Source organism: Aquibacillus albus, assembly GCF_016908325.1.
Classification (GTDB): domain Bacteria; phylum Bacillota; class Bacilli; order Bacillales; family Amphibacillaceae; genus Aquibacillus_A; species Aquibacillus_A albus.
Genome location: NZ_JAFBDR010000014.1, coordinates 36862 through 51781 on the forward strand (window position 1 = coordinate 36862; position 14920 = coordinate 51781).

Annotated in this window: 14 protein-coding genes; all 14 read left to right on the plus strand. The window is 35.4% G+C overall.

The genetic code is table 11. The annotated features are described in order from the left end of the window. Positions 1-236: 236 nt before the first annotated feature. The 14 genes from JOC48_RS12635 (at position 237) to recA (ending at position 14863) form a co-directional block, all read left to right on the plus strand. Positions 237-962: a GntR family transcriptional regulator gene (locus tag JOC48_RS12635; RefSeq protein ID WP_204500217.1), complete on the plus strand. Its 726-nt coding sequence runs from the start codon at positions 237-239 to the stop codon at positions 960-962. A gap of 109 nt (positions 963-1071) precedes the next feature. After that, the gene (locus JOC48_RS12640; RefSeq protein ID WP_239584356.1) at positions 1072-2214 is read left to right on the plus strand and encodes a BMP family lipoprotein; all 1143 of its coding nucleotides are present in this window, start codon (positions 1072-1074) and stop codon (positions 2212-2214) included. A gap of 231 nt (positions 2215-2445) precedes the next feature. Further along, positions 2446-3954 carry an ABC transporter ATP-binding protein gene (locus JOC48_RS12645; protein ID WP_204500349.1) on the plus strand — a complete coding sequence of 503 codons (1509 nt, stop codon included), beginning with the start codon at positions 2446-2448 and terminating at the stop codon, positions 3952-3954. Beyond that, the gene (locus JOC48_RS12650) at positions 3954-5000 is read left to right on the plus strand and encodes an ABC transporter permease (protein ID WP_204500219.1); all 1047 of its coding nucleotides are present in this window, start codon (positions 3954-3956) and stop codon (positions 4998-5000) included. The genes JOC48_RS12645 and JOC48_RS12650 overlap by 1 nt, the downstream gene beginning before the upstream one ends. Position 5001: 1 nt before the next feature. Next, complete coding sequence (locus JOC48_RS12655) at positions 5002-5961, plus strand: ABC transporter permease (protein WP_204500220.1); 960 nt, start codon at positions 5002-5004, stop codon at positions 5959-5961. A 181-nt stretch (positions 5962-6142) separates the two neighbouring features. Continuing rightward, positions 6143-7429 (plus strand): EF-P 5-aminopentanol modification-associated protein YfmF, encoded by a 1287-nt coding sequence (gene yfmF / locus JOC48_RS12660; RefSeq protein WP_204500221.1) that lies wholly within the window; start codon positions 6143-6145, stop codon positions 7427-7429. Then, on the plus strand, positions 7422-8711 hold the full coding sequence (gene yfmH / locus JOC48_RS12665; protein WP_204500222.1) for an EF-P 5-aminopentanol modification-associated protein YfmH: 1290 nt from the start codon (positions 7422-7424) through the stop codon (positions 8709-8711). Before yfmF ends, yfmH begins: the two co-directional genes overlap by 8 nt. Positions 8712-8716: 5 nt before the next feature. Then, positions 8717-9433: an elongation factor P 5-aminopentanone reductase gene (ymfI, locus tag JOC48_RS12670; protein ID WP_204500223.1), complete on the plus strand. Its 717-nt coding sequence runs from the start codon at positions 8717-8719 to the stop codon at positions 9431-9433. A 91-nt stretch (positions 9434-9524) separates the two neighbouring features. Next, the gene (locus JOC48_RS12675; RefSeq protein ID WP_204500225.1) at positions 9525-9785 is read left to right on the plus strand and encodes a DUF3243 domain-containing protein; all 261 of its coding nucleotides are present in this window, start codon (positions 9525-9527) and stop codon (positions 9783-9785) included. A gap of 175 nt (positions 9786-9960) precedes the next feature. After that, entirely contained in the window at positions 9961-10752 is a 792-nt protein-coding gene (locus JOC48_RS12680; protein ID WP_204500227.1) for a DUF3388 domain-containing protein, read from the plus strand. A gap of 18 nt (positions 10753-10770) precedes the next feature. Continuing rightward, a complete protein-coding gene (locus tag JOC48_RS12685) occupies positions 10771-11664 on the plus strand; it encodes a helix-turn-helix domain-containing protein (protein WP_204500229.1) in 894 nt (297 codons plus the stop codon). A 137-nt stretch (positions 11665-11801) separates the two neighbouring features. After that, positions 11802-12380: a CDP-diacylglycerol--glycerol-3-phosphate 3-phosphatidyltransferase gene (pgsA, locus tag JOC48_RS12690; RefSeq protein WP_204500231.1), complete on the plus strand. Its 579-nt coding sequence runs from the start codon at positions 11802-11804 to the stop codon at positions 12378-12380. After that, positions 12380-13633, plus strand: coding sequence for a competence/damage-inducible protein A (locus tag JOC48_RS12695; RefSeq protein WP_204500233.1), 1254 nt, complete (start codon positions 12380-12382; stop codon positions 13631-13633). The genes pgsA and JOC48_RS12695 overlap by 1 nt, the downstream gene beginning before the upstream one ends. Before the next feature lie 192 nt (positions 13634-13825). Further along, complete coding sequence (gene recA, locus JOC48_RS12700; RefSeq protein WP_204500235.1) at positions 13826-14863, plus strand: recombinase RecA; 1038 nt, start codon at positions 13826-13828, stop codon at positions 14861-14863. The last annotated feature ends 57 nt before the right edge of the window (positions 14864-14920 follow it).

Consider the following 14920-nt stretch of genomic DNA (forward strand, 5'->3'; position numbering starts at 1 on the left):
AAAATAGCCATTATAAAAAGAAGCAACCCTTGTCTTAAGAAAATAGAAGATGAGGGTATCTTTTTGTTGTGTATGGGAGATAATCTTACAAAAACCGACATTTTCTGAGTTATTCTATTAAAAATGTCCTTTTTTCTATTTATTTCTAGAAATAAAAGTGTTATATTTATTCCTGACATTCTTGCCAATTTAAGTTAAATAAATCTATCATGTTGCATATTTTCTGGGGGTTTAACATGACAATACAGTCAGATAACAATCAGTTATTAGTACAAGCTATAGAGCAAATGAAAGCTAGTATCGACAACGGTATTTTTAAAGAAAAAGAGTTATTACCTTCTGAGTTTGAGTTGGCAAAAAAACTTGGAATTTCACGAACAGTCTTAAAAGAAGTGTTACATATATTGGAAGAAGAAAATATCATTTCTATCAAACATGGTTTTGGAACAATCGTAAATGCCAAACCATTATTTTCTACGGGGATTGAACAGCTAGGTAGTGTCACAGACATGATTCGACAATCAGGAAAAATTCCTGGCACCCAATACATTTCAACAGAGTTAATTCAACCAACAGAAAACGATATAAAGCGATTTAAACCAAAGACTATGGACATCATTGCTCAGATAAAAAGAGTAAGAACTGCGGATGGGCAACCAGTTGTGTACTGCATTGATAAGGTAGACAAACAGTTGCTTCCTTTGGAACAAGTTCATACACAAGATTCTTTATTCAGTTTGCTCGAATCCTATAGTAATAAATATATATCCTACGCAATAGCTAATATAGAGCCGATTGGCTATCATGATCAAATATCAGCTACTTTAAACTGTGATCCTGACCAGGCTTTATTATTATTAAAGCAAATGCATTATACACAGGATGATGAGCCTGTCCTATATTCAGCAAATTATTTTCGAGCAGATATGTTTAGTTTTTCAGTCTTGCGAAAACGAGTCTAAAGAACATAAAGTATGATTGATTTTCAAATTTAGGAGGTGATTACTACATCATTTTAATAGAGATTGGGAAAGTATAAACTAATAAAGAATTTATATGGGGGTAATTATTTTGAAGAAAAATCATTTTTTACTTTTGATTGGATTGTTGTTTTCCATTGCGTTTGTATTGGGAGCATGTGGCGCTGCTGAGGAAGAGGATAATGCTAACAATGTAGATGAAACAGAAAATGGCAATGCTGAAGAAGGTGCAGATGAAGGAACTGATGAAGCAACGGAGACGGCTGACTTTAGTGTAGCAATGGTTACAGATGTTGGTGGTGTAGACGATAAGTCATTTAACCAATCTGCTTGGGAAGGAATACAGGCATTTGGGGAAGAAAATGGTCTCTCTAAGGGCGAAGGTTTTGATTATGCACAATCTGATGCTGATGCAGATTATATGCCAAATTTAAATCGTTTAATACAGCAAGATTACAACCTTATTTTTGGTATTGGTTATAAATTGGCCGATGCGTTAGGTCAAGTCGCTGGACAAAATCCAGACACGAATTTTGCTATTATTGACTCCGTAGTCGAAGGAGATAATGTTGCAAGTGTTACGTTTAAAGAACAACAAGGATCTTTCTTAGTTGGTGTGGCAGCAGCACTAAAAAGCGAGTCTGGACAAGTTGGTTTTGTAGGTGGAGAAGAAAGTGAATTAATTAAACGCTTTGAAATAGGATATCGTGCTGGGGTTGCAGCTGTAGATCCAGATATCGAAGTAGATGTTCAGTATGCAGATTCATTTGCTGCAATTGATAAAGGGAAAGCAATCGCTTCTGACATGTATAATGGTGGAATTGATGTTATTTACCATGCGTCTGGTGCAACAGGAAACGGTGTTTTTGCTCAAGCTAAAGATATTAAAAACAGTGATCCAGATGCAAATGTTTGGGTGATTGGTGTTGACCGTGACCAATATGAGGAAGGACAAATTGGTGATACAAATGTAACGTTAACTTCTATGCTTAAGCGTGTCGATGTTGCTGTTCAAACAGTATCTCAACAAGCACTTGAAGGTGAATTTCCTGGCGGTGAATTATTAGCACTAGGTATTGAGGACGATGCTGTTGGTGTCGCGAAGACAAACGAAGAGGCATATACAGATGAAATTGATTCAACTGTAGAGGAATGGAAGCAAAAAATTCTAGATGGAGAAGTTGAGGTTCCATCGACTGAAGAAGATCTAGCTTCTTATCTTGATTCTCTTTAATTAAAATGAAAAGGCTAGATAAGCTCTAGCCTTTTTCTTCCATACATAATAGAGGATTGTCAAATGAAGAGTCTGTTCCGCCCTTTTCATTTGGCGATTTTCTTGTCAATACATTTTACAAATAATACTAGGGATTCTTCTAAGCTTTTGGAGGAATACCTTTATCTTTCTAATCGAAATACTCAGTTTTCCGATTAAGGAGTGTAGACTTTGGATAATTATGTAATAGAAATGCTAGGAATTCGAAAAGAATTTCCAGGAATAGTGGCAAATGACAATATAACCTTACAAGTAAAACAAGGTGAAATACATGCTTTGCTCGGTGAGAATGGTGCAGGTAAATCAACATTAATGAATGTTCTATTTGGATTATATCAGCCGGAAAAAGGAGAGATTCGTGTAAAGGGTGAAAAAGTTAATATAACTGACCCTAATAAAGCTAATGATTTAGGAATTGGTATGGTTCACCAACACTTTATGTTAGTTGATACATTCACTGTCACTCAAAATATAATATTAGGAAGTGAACCAAAACAACTAGGGATTGTTGATCTTAAGAAAGCTGAAAAAGAAGTGGTCGACCTATCCGAACGTTATGGTTTAAAAGTTGATCCACAAGCGAAAATTAAAGATATATCTGTTGGAATGCAGCAAAGAGTTGAGATTTTAAAAACATTATACCGTGGAGCAGAAGTGCTAATTCTTGATGAACCTACTGCCGTATTAACACCACAAGAGATAAAAGAATTAATTGGAATAATGAAGACCCTAATAAAAGAAGGAATCTCTATTATTCTTATTACCCATAAGCTAAAAGAGATTATGGAGGTTTGTGACCGTTGTACAGTTATTCGCAAAGGTGTTGGTATTGGTACGGTAAATGTTGAAGAAACAAATACGAATGAATTAGCTTCATTAATGGTAGGTAGAGAAATAAGCTTTAAAACGGAAAAGTCAGCCTCAAATCCTAAACAGACAGTATTAAGAGTAGATAATTTACGCGTAAAAGACTCTCGGAATGTTGAAATGGTAAAAGGATTAGATTTAGAAGTGAAAGCCGGAGAAATAATAGGAATTGCAGGTGTTGATGGTAATGGACAATCTGAATTAATTGAGGCAATCACTGGTTTAAGGAAAGCTGATGCTGGTTCGGTGTTTTTAAATGAAAAGAATATTACTAATTTACCACCTCGAAAAGTAACGGAATCTGGTGTCTCTCATATTCCACAGGATCGACATAAGTTTGGTCTTGTATTGGATTTTCCAATTGGTGAAAATATGGTGCTCCAAACCTATTACCAAAAACCATATGCAAATAGTGGGGTTTTATCCTATTCAAAAATATATCGTTATGCAAAATCGTTAATTGAACAATATGATGTTCGGACTCCGAGTGCCTATACAAAAGCACGGGCTCTTTCAGGAGGAAACCAACAAAAAGCAATTATTGCAAGAGAGGTAGATCGCTCACCCGATTTATTAATTGCAGCTCAGCCAACTAGAGGCTTAGATGTAGGAGCAATAGAGTTTATTCACAAAAAATTAATTGAAGAACGAGATAGTGGTAAAGCAATCTTACTTGTATCTTTTGAACTAGATGAAATATTAAATGTCAGTGATAAAATTGCAGTTATGTTTGATGGAAAGATTGTGGCTATTGTTCGACCGCAAGAAACTAATGAACAAGAATTAGGATTGTTAATGGCAGGTAGCAGGAAAGAGAAAGTTGGTGAGTCCTGATGTTTTCAAGTCGTATGTTTAATATTTTAGTTCCGGTTATTTCCGTCATATTAGGATTAATTGCTGGTGCGTTGATTATGCTTATATTTGGATATAACCCAATCTTAGGTTATCAAGCACTTTGGGATGGTGCATTTGGAAATGTATACTTTTTTGGTGAAACAGTTCGTCAAGTAACACCATACATCTTTACAGGTCTTGCTGTTGCTTTTGCTTTTCGAAGCGGGTTGTTTAATATTGGTGCTGAGGGTCAAGTTATTATTGGGTGGTTAGCGTCTGTTTGGATAGGTACTTCACTCCATGCTCCGATGATTATTCATCTACCAATAACCATTATTGGAGCTGCCTTGGCTGGCGCTTTATGGGGATTTCTTCCAGGTTTATTAAAAGCAAGGTTAGGAGTTCATGAAGTTATTGTTACGATTATGATGAATTATATTGCTTTACATGTTTCAAATGCAATGATAAGGAATGTGTTGACTGATGGTAGCGATTCTACAGAAAAAGTGGCGGAATCAGCTTTACTTTCTTCAGACTGGTTAATGGAAATAACGGGATATTCTAGATTGCACTATGGTATTTTAATTGCATTTCTTGCAGCATTCATCATGTGGTTTTTGTTAGAAAAAACAACAATTGGATATGAGCTTAGATCCGTTGGGTTTAATCGACACGCATCAGAATATGCTGGAATGAGTGTAGGAAAAAATATTATTTTAGCAATGGTTATATCTGGAGCATTTGCAGGTCTTGCAGGTGCAATGGAAGGCTTAGGTACATTTGGATATATGCCAACTAACTCATCCTTCACGAATTTGGGTTTTGACGGAATCGCAGTCGCATTACTTGGAGGTAATACCGCAATAGGGTCTGTGATTGCTGCCTTCTTATTTGGTGTATTAAAAATAGGATCCTTAAATATGCCGACAACTGCTGGAGTACCTGGGGAGCTAGTTGAAATTGTTATTGCTCTAATTATCTTTTTTGTGGCATCAAGCTATATTATTAGATGGGTAATTTTACGATTCAAGAAGGAGGGAAAATAAAATGGCATTTATTGAAGCTTTACAATCAATTATTCCAATTGCATTGTTTTTTTCCGCTCCTTTAATTTTTACTGCTCTTGGCGGTGTTTTTAGTGAACGTTCAGGAGTAGTAAATATAGGGTTAGAAGGTTTAATGGTAATGGGAGCATTTGTTGGAGTTGTCTTCAACCTCACATTTGCTAATGTTTTTGGGACTTTTACACCTTGGCTATCTATGATTGTTGCTTGTATTGTATCCGCATTGTTTTCGTTAGTACATGCTGTTGCATCAGTAACCTTTCGTGCCGACCAAGTCGTAAGTGGAGTAGCCATAAACTTTTTAGCGCTTGGTTTAGGTGTATTTTTAACAAAACAGTGGTATGGCAAAGGACAAACAGATATGGTTAGCCAACCATTTTATTCAAAATCGATCCCTTTTCTTTCGGACATCCCTTTTTTGGGGCCAATATTTTTTAAAGGAATATACTATACTTCCTATTTGGCAATTGTATTAGCATTTGTTGCATGGTTTATCTTATATCATACGTCTTTTGGATTAAGGCTACGATCTGTAGGTGAACATCCAATGGCTGCTGATACGAATGGAATAAACGTGTATCTAATGCGTTATGTTGCGGTCATGATCTCCGGAGCTTTGGGTGGATTGGGCGGTTCTGTATTTGCATTAACGATTTCCTTTAATTTCTCTCAATCAACCATTGTAGGTCAAGGGTTTATGTCATTAGCTGCAGTAATTTTTGGAAAATGGCATCCATTAGGGGCAATGGGGGCAGCATTATTCTTTGGATTTGCACAAAGTCTTAGTGTAATAAGCTCTGGCATTCCATTGTTAGCTGACGTACCGAAAGTGTATTTGACAATTGCTCCCTATGTACTAACAATTCTTGCCTTAGCAGGCTTTATTGGTAGAGCAGAAGCACCAAAATCAATTGGGAAACCATATATCAAGGGTACACGTTAATTGTTATTAAAATATTTGGATAAATTCGACAAAACCTGGTAATTGTTACCGGGTTTTTTTTTCGGTATACTGTCATAAGGAGAAAGTAATCTAAATAGGGATGTAATCATATCTTCTTTAGGGATAGAGATACTTATTTATTGAAAAGCTATACATAATATGAAGTAGGGAGGCTTATGTAATGAACTCAATTCGTGAAAGAAAAATCACCGATAATGGATATAACTTGCACGTTATTCAAAGTAAGAAGTATAAAACAATCAATATAGTACTAAAGTTTAAGGCGCCTTTAGAAAGGGAGTCTATAACGCAAAGAGCATTACTACCATATATATTACAGCAAGGAACGAATCAACATCCTACTGCTCGAGCACTTCGAACTGCACTTGATGACTTGTATGGTGCAGTATTGAGTATTGATAGCTCGAAAAAGGGTGAAAATCATGTTTTAACTGTTCGGATGGAAGTTGCAAATCAGTCTTACTTAAGTTCTAGCCAAAACATTTTTAACGAAGCGCTACAATTACTTAATCAAATCATTTTTCATCCCAAAACAAATGGGGAACAGTTTGATCAGAAAATAGTTGCCCGTGAAAAACAAACGTTGAAGCAAAAGATCAACTCTATTATTGATGATAAAATGAGTTATGCGAACATGAGGTTAATTGATGAAATGTGTAAAGATGAACCGTATCGCCTTCATGTTCATGGTTACTTAGAAGATCTTGACCCAATAAATGAAAGAAGTTTGTACGAGTATTACCAAGACATGCTGGTACATGATCAACTAGATATTTATGTTTTAGGTGACCTAGAAGAACAAAGTATTGAAAAGGAAATAGCGAATTATTTTGCAAGAGAGTACAAATCAAATAATAGGGAACAGGCAGTTCAAAAAAAACAAATAAAAAAATTAAACGAAGTAACAGAAGAGCAGAACATCCAACAAGGAAAACTGCATTTAGGATTTCGAACGAATATAAATTTTAATGATCCAGATTATTTTGCTCTTCAAGTATTCAATGGTATCTTTGGTGGTTTTCCAAGCTCTAAGCTGTTTATGAATGTACGAGAAAAGCATAGTTTGGCTTATTATGCTGCATCCAGATATGAGAGTCATAAAGGGTTATTGTTTGTATTTAGTGGGATAGATCCAAATAACTTCTCAAAGGCAAAAGATATTATTCTAGAACAAATGGATGAAATGAAAAAAGGTGAATTTACAGATGACCAAGTAGAAGAAACAAAGAATATGGTTATTAACCAATTGCTAGAAACGATGGATAATTCCCAAGGATTAATTGAAGTACTATATCACCAAGTATTAGCCGAAAACAATATAACACCGGATGAAGTAATCGATGGAATCAAACGTGTACAAAAAGATGATCTTCTTAGGGTAGGAAATAAGCTGGAGTTAGATACCATTTATTTCCTTACGAGTAAGGGAGGTAGTAACAATGAATAAAAAGTATTATGAGCAATTAAAAGAGACAATTTATGCTGATACACTTAATAATGGACTTAAAGTATTTCTACTTCCAAAGAGGGAAATGGCAAAGACATTTGGTATCTTTTCCACCGATTATGGCTCCATTGATCAAAGTTTCGTTCCAATAGATAAAGATGAATTAATTACAGTACCAGATGGGATAGCTCATTTTCTGGAACATAAATTATTTGAAAAAGAAGACCGAGATGTTTTTCAAGACTTTACAAAGCGAGGGGCGTCTGCGAATGCTTTTACCTCATTTACAAAAACAGCCTATTTATTTTCTTCTACAAATCAAATTGAAGAAAATGTTAAAACCTTATTGGATTTTGTCCAAGACCCCTATTTTTCGGAACATTCTGTTGAAAAGGAAAAGGGTATTATAGGACAAGAAATTCGTATGTATGACGATCAGCCTGATTGGAGAGCGTTTTTTGGAACCATTCAAAGTTTATATCATAACCACCCTGTTCAAAAGGATATTGCTGGAACAGTTGAATCCATTGAAGAAATAACAAAAGATGATTTATATACTTGTTACAATACATTTTATCATCCAGCCAATATGACATTATTTGTAGCGGGAAACTTTGAACCAGAATCAATGATGAAGTTAATTATAGAGAACCAGAACAATAAAGATTTCTCAGCTCTTTCTGAAATTAAACGGTCATTTCCGGAAGAACCATTACACGTTGCTAAGAAGAAGCACGTAATTGAGATGCCTGTTTCTGTATCTAAGTGCATGATAGGAATAAAAGAAGATATGACCTTTGAGAATATGGATGATTTCTTGAGAAAAGATTTGCTTACCGATATGCTATTGGATCAGTTCTTCTCAAAAAGTGGGGAATTTTACCAAGAGCTTTATGAAAAAGATTTAATTGACAACAGCTTTGGTTTTGAGAGTAATTTAGAAAAAGGCTTTGGATTTTCCATCATTGGTGGAAATACTGCAAAACCTGATGAATTGGCGGAAACAATCAAGAGTATGCTCGGAAAGCTTAAAGACTTATCATTAAATAAAGAAGATTTTGAACGAGTCAAACGAAAAAAAATAGGTCAATTTCTACGTTCCATGAACTCTTTAGAGTTTATTTCCAACCAATTTACTCATTATAATTTGTTAGGAATTGATTTATTTGAAGTACTGCCATTTATTGAGTCGCTTACTGTAGATCAAGCAAATGAATTTTTACAGTCATGGATTGATGAGGAACGTATAGCTGTTTGTCAAATCATTCCTTCCCAAGGGTGAATCGTATGAAACGAAATTGTCTGGTTATTGGGGCAAGTGGTGATATCGGTGTTGCTATAGCAAAAAGGTTAGCATCAGATGGTTATCAGTTGTTGTTACATTATCATGAAAATAAAAAAGTCCTTCATCAATTGATGAAACAACTCCCAGATGACGCAGTCCTTGGCATGTTAAAAGGAAACCTGAGTACAAGTAAAGGGATTCATGACTTTTTGCAAATGATTAGTTTTCCAATTAATAATGTTGTTTTTGCAAGTGGTACCACTACTTTTGGACTGTTACAAGATGTTTCTGAGAATGAAATGGATGTGATGTTCCATTTACATGTAAAAACACCTTGGATGATTTCTAAGCATCTATTACCTGATATGATAAGACAAAAATATGGAAATATAATAGTCATTTCTTCCATTTGGGGAGAAAAGGGTGCTAGTTGTGAAGTTATTTATTCCTCCGTTAAGGGTGCTCAAAATAGCTTTGTGAAATCGTTAGCGAAAGAGCTTGCACATAGTGGGGTTTCTGTTAATGGTGTTAGTCCTGGCTTCATTGAGACAAAAATGAATGAAAATTTTACCACAGAAGAAAAAGCAGATATTTTTAGCGAAATACCAATGAAGAGAGCAGGAGAAGCTACCGATGTTGCTCATGTTGTTTCTTTCCTATTAGATGAACGAACTTCTTATGTTCAAGGAGAGATTATTCAGGTAACTGGTGGCTGGTAATACAACTTAATTTTGTATCCCTTCTTCATGTATAAACTTCTCAATATTTCAAATGCTATCAATGTAAGCTGAATGAAGGAGGAATATAATTATGTCTGTTCTTGATAATTTTGAATCATGGAAAGATTTCCTTGGCGATCGTCTTCACCAAGCACAAGGCCAAGGGATGAATCAACAAGCAATTTCTGATGTAGCTTATGATATTGGTAGTTATCTTGCTAACCAAGTCGATGCTAAAAACGACCAAGAAGCAGTGTTAAGAGACATGTGGAATGCTGCTAGCCAAGACGAACAACATGCACTCGCAAATATAATGGTAAAGCTAGTTCAAAATGAAGGAACAGGAAGATAATCACTAGAAATACAAAAGCCCTTGTGAAGCAAGGGCTTTTGTTACGGAAAAAAATTTGTCATTTTTCGATAAATTTCACATGATGGATATAAATGCCTTTTCTAATGGGGAAAAATCATTTATGATAATAGTAATGAGGGAGAAATTTTAACCCTGTATTTGAAGGAGTTTCGTTATGGAAAAAACAGAGTGGTACCTTGAATATGAGATACAATATAATCGACCAGGGCTACTAGGGGACATTTCGTCACTCTTGGGTATGCTCTCCATTAACATTATTACGATTAATGGAGTGGAGAATTCAAGGCGGGGAATGCTACTGTTAACAAGGAAAGATGAACAAATTCAACGATTAAAATCTATTTTGGATACCATGGATACGATAAATGTTACAAAAATTCGAAAACCTAAATTAAGAGATCGTTTAGCAGTTAGACATGGCAGATATATACATAGTGATATAGATGATAAGAAGACATTTCGATTTGTTCGAAGTGAATTAGGTCTATTGGTTGACTTTATGGCTGAATTATATAAAAAAGATGGACACAAACTTATAGGTATCAGGGGAATGCCACGTGTAGGCAAGACGGAATCAATTGTTGCAGCAAGCGTTTGTGCTAATAAGCGTTGGTTATTTGTTTCGAGCACACTGTTAAAACAAACCATCCGGAGTCAGCTAATTAAAGATGAGTATAATGATGACAATTTATACATTATAGATGGAATCGTATCAACGAAAAGAGCTAGTGAAAAACATTGGGAACTAATAAGAGAACTAATGCGCTTACCAACTACCAAAGTCGTTGAGCACCCCGATATTTTTGTTCAACAAACGGAATACAAGCTAGATGATTTTGATTATATTATTGAGCTTCGTACGGAAGAAGATGAAGAAATTCGTTATGATCCAATCGATAAGTTAGAATTTAATCAATCAGATGGTTTTTCTATGTTTGATTTTTAAAGATGGATGGTGTTATATATGGAAATAGGAGCAAGGCTTAAGGAAGCAAGAGAACAAAAAAGTCTTACCTTGGAGGATATACAAAAAATAACAAAGATTCAAACACGTTATCTTCAGGCAATTGAAAAAGGTAATTTTGAAGTAATGCCCGGAAATTTTTATGTTCGAGCTTTTGTGAAAGAATATGCTACCGCAGTTGATCTAGATCCAGATCAACTGATGGAAGAGCATAAAGCTGAATTACCTGCTTCAACAGATGAAAGTACTATTGAATATTCTCGTGTTCAACGCAGTAGGAAAAATACTTCCGCAACAAAAAGTCCTGCTATCTTTTCCTTCTTACCAACAATTATTGTCGTATTGTTAATTGTCGGTATTGTTTTTTCAATTTGGTATTTTTATCAACAGTCACAGGAAAACAATCCTGATCAACAAATTCAGACAGAAGATAATGGTGGAGACCAAGTGAGACTTCCTGACGATGAACAAAACCAAAACCAACAGCAAGAGGAAGAAAATGAAGAAACAGAGCAACCTGCGGATAGTGAGGTTGAAGAAGAAGAAAATGAACCTCTACAGCCAACACTAAATATGGTTGAAACAGGTAATGCTGAGACAATTTATGACCTAGAAAATCCGGGTGATCAATTAACGTTAACATTAAGCTCTGATAGTGAGAATTGGTTGGAGGTAGAAAATGGTAAAGGAAAAAGCTTTTATAATGAAATGTTTTATGCAGACCAATCTCCTTGGGAGCAAGATATGACCGGAGAAGAACAAATTTATCTTCGCTTCGGAAATCCGACCCATTTATCGATTACAGTTAATGGAATTACGTTGGAACTGCCTGACAACATTAATCCAAGTCAAGTACAAAGGGTTTGGATTAATGTAAAAAATAATACACAATAAGTGAAGAAAATAATCAGACAACCCTTTTCATCGAGCACCAGGTGGGAAGGGTTGAACTTACGTGTGTTAAAATAAACCTATATTGTTGAATCTGCGTTGATTTAATACTAATTGATTGTTAACTTTGGAGGTAAGTAATGAATATACCAAATCGAATTACCATATCTCGTATTTTTCTCATTCCGATTTTTATTATTTTATTATCCATCCCATTTAATTGGGGAAGTTGGTCGATAGGAGAAACAGCGTTGCCAGTTTCTCATTTTGTTGGAGCACTTTTATTTATTATTGCCTCTACCACTGACTGGATTGATGGCTACTATGCCAGAAAATATAACCTTGTCACTAATTTAGGTAAATTTTTAGATCCTTTAGCTGACAAATTACTTGTTTCTGCTGCACTTATATTATTGGTTGAACTAGGTTTAGCACCTGCTTGGGTTGTTATACTCATTATTAGTCGTGAGTTCGCTGTTACAGGCTTACGTTTAGTTGCAGCAGGTGAGGGTATCGTTTTGGCTGCAGGGCAAATGGGCAAGTTAAAAACAGTACTTCAAATTATCTCTATTTCTGCATTGTTATTACATAATTTTCCGTTTTCTTACATTGGTTTTCCATTTGCAACAATTGTACTTTACTTAGCATTAATTATTACGGTTGTATCGGGATATGATTATTTCAAAAAAAATTGGCATGTAATGAGGGATTCTAAATAATGAAGGAATATAAAGCAGAGATTATCGCAGTAGGAACAGAGTTGTTATTAGGTCAAATTGCAAACACGAATGCACAGTGGATTTCTGACACCTTGGCAAGACATGGAGTTAATGTTTTCTTTCATGGAGTCGTTGGCGACAATTTGGAGCGAGTTAAATCTACATTTGAGTTAGCAAATGACCGCTCGGATCTTGTGATTATTACTGGTGGACTTGGACCTACAGATGATGATTTAACAAGAGAAGCGTTTCAAGCTATGACTAATGAAAAGCTGGTAGAACATCCAGAATCTATGAATAAAATCTTAAATTATTTTAAAAAAACGAATAGGAAAATGACTCCGAATAATAAAAAACAAGCACTTGTATTTGAAGGGGCACAAGTAATATACAATAATGTTGGTATGGCTCCTGGAATGATTTCGGAATATAATGATACGATTTGGATATTCATGCCTGGTGTTCCGAGAGAAATGAAGTCAATTATGACGGATGGTGCTTTGCCATATTTAAAAGATAGACTGAATTTATCAACAGTTATTCAATCACGAATGCTTCGTTTTATTGGAATCGGTGAATCTCAGTTAGAACATGATTTAAAGAAGATTATCGATCATCAAAGTAATCCTACTATTGCTCCATTGGCTACAGATGGCGAAGTCGCACTTCGTATTACAGCGAAAGGTAAGTCGATTGAGGAAGCAAATAACTTGATTGATTTAACAGAGAAAAAAGTTTTGAATATAGTTGGTGATTACTTTTATGGATATGACGAAGAGACTATCCAAAGCAAAATATTATCGCTTTTAAAAGAAAAGGAAACGACTATTGCTACAGCTGAAAGTTTAACTGGCGGAAGTTTTTCTGACTCGATTGTCTCCATTCCTGGTGCTTCAGAAGTGTTTAACGGAGGAATTGTTTGTTATTCCACAGATGTAAAGAAGCAGATACTACAGGTTTCATCTGAAACAATTGATAAATATGGGACGATTAGTGAACCTTGTGCAGAAGAAATGGCAAAAAATATCCAAACAAAGCTACATGCAAATGTAGGAATAAGTTTTACAGGTGTCGCAGGACCCGATAAATCTGAAGGAAAAGATGTTGGAACAGTGTTTATTAGTATATATCATGCTTCAGGAAAGTCTCTTACTGAATCTTTTCAGTTTTTTGGAGACCGAGAGTCGATAAGGATAAGAACTGTTAAGAAAGGCTTGGAATTACTATTTCGATTTATCAAGAATAAAATTTAAAAGCTTAAATTTTTATTTTGGGGTTTCATTTGCTATTAAAAATTAATAAAACTTTATGTGCTTTTTGAATTATTGATAAAAAAACTATAAGTAAAACAAGGGAACATTCATTCGGTTTTTGCTTGTTAAATCTATCGAAACAAGGTATGATGGTATTAGAGTCAGTATTTAAAACGTTAAGGGGGAAGTAAATTGAGTGATCGTAAACAAGCCTTAGATATGGCGTTAAAGCAAATAGAAAAGCAATTTGGTAAAGGCTCCATCATGAAGCTGGGAGAGCAGGCAGAGCAAAAAATTGCTACGGTTTCCAGTGGGTCACTGGCTTTGGATGTGGCACTAGGTGTTGGGGGATATCCAAAAGGACGTGTCGTTGAAATCTATGGACCAGAATCTTCTGGTAAAACAACCGTTTCCCTTCATGCTATTGCTGAAGCACAAAAGGCTGGTGGACAGGCTGCCTTTATTGATGCAGAGCACGCCCTTGATCCAGTATATGCTAGAAAACTAGGTGTAAATGTTGATGAGTTATTACTTTCACAGCCAGATACAGGTGAACAAGCTTTAGAAATCGCTGAAGCATTAGTAAGAAGTGGTGCCGTAGACATTGTTGTTATTGATTCTGTAGCTGCCTTAGTACCTAAAGCCGAAATTGAAGGAGAAATGGGCGATTCTCATGTCGGTTTGCAGGCCCGTCTAATGTCCCAAGCGTTGAGAAAATTATCCGGTGCTATTAATAAATCAAGAACAACAGCTATTTTTATCAACCAAATTCGTGAAAAAGTAGGAGTAATGTTCGGAAACCCTGAAACTACGCCTGGGGGACGTGCTCTTAAATTCTATTCTTCGGTAAGGCTAGAAGTTCGTCGTGCGGAGACATTAAAGCAGGGGAACGATATGGTTGGTAATAGAACAAAAATTAAAGTTGTGAAAAATAAGGTTGCTCCTCCGTTTAAGCAAGCAGAGGTTGATATTATGTATGGAGAAGGAATTTCTAGAGAAGGAGAGCTTTTAGATATTGCGTCCGATCTAGATATTGTTCAAAAGAGTGGTGCTTGGTATTCTTATAACGAAGAACGTCTAGGCCAAGGAAGAGAAAATGCTAAACAGTTTTTAAAAGAAAATGTAGACATGTCCGAGGAAATTTATAACTCTGTCAGAAAACATTATAGTATGGATATTCCTGGAGACGCAAATTCCGAAGAAGAGGCACAAGAAGCACTAGATATGTAGATTTTAATCCTTGTTGTTGTAAAACAGCAAGGATTTTTATACTGAAAATGGAGTATG

Coding starts and splice junctions, on each gene's coding strand:
- JOC48_RS12635 (WP_204500217.1), top strand. CDS start 237: ATGACAATACAGTCAGATAACAATCAGTTATTAGTACAAGCTATAGAG.
- JOC48_RS12645 (WP_204500349.1), top strand. CDS start 2,446: ATGCTAGGAATTCGAAAAGAATTTCCAGGAATAGTGGCAAATGACAAT.
- JOC48_RS12650 (WP_204500219.1), top strand. CDS start 3,954: ATGTTTTCAAGTCGTATGTTTAATATTTTAGTTCCGGTTATTTCCGTC.
- JOC48_RS12655 (WP_204500220.1), top strand. CDS start 5,002: ATGGCATTTATTGAAGCTTTACAATCAATTATTCCAATTGCATTGTTT.
- yfmF (WP_204500221.1), top strand. CDS start 6,143: ATGAACTCAATTCGTGAAAGAAAAATCACCGATAATGGATATAACTTG.
- yfmH (WP_204500222.1), top strand. CDS start 7,422: ATGAATAAAAAGTATTATGAGCAATTAAAAGAGACAATTTATGCTGAT.
- ymfI (WP_204500223.1), top strand. CDS start 8,717: ATGAAACGAAATTGTCTGGTTATTGGGGCAAGTGGTGATATCGGTGTT.
- JOC48_RS12675 (WP_204500225.1), top strand. CDS start 9,525: ATGTCTGTTCTTGATAATTTTGAATCATGGAAAGATTTCCTTGGCGAT.
- JOC48_RS12680 (WP_204500227.1), top strand. CDS start 9,961: ATGGAAAAAACAGAGTGGTACCTTGAATATGAGATACAATATAATCGA.
- JOC48_RS12685 (WP_204500229.1), top strand. CDS start 10,771: ATGGAAATAGGAGCAAGGCTTAAGGAAGCAAGAGAACAAAAAAGTCTT.
- pgsA (WP_204500231.1), top strand. CDS start 11,802: ATGAATATACCAAATCGAATTACCATATCTCGTATTTTTCTCATTCCG.
- JOC48_RS12695 (WP_204500233.1), top strand. CDS start 12,380: ATGAAGGAATATAAAGCAGAGATTATCGCAGTAGGAACAGAGTTGTTA.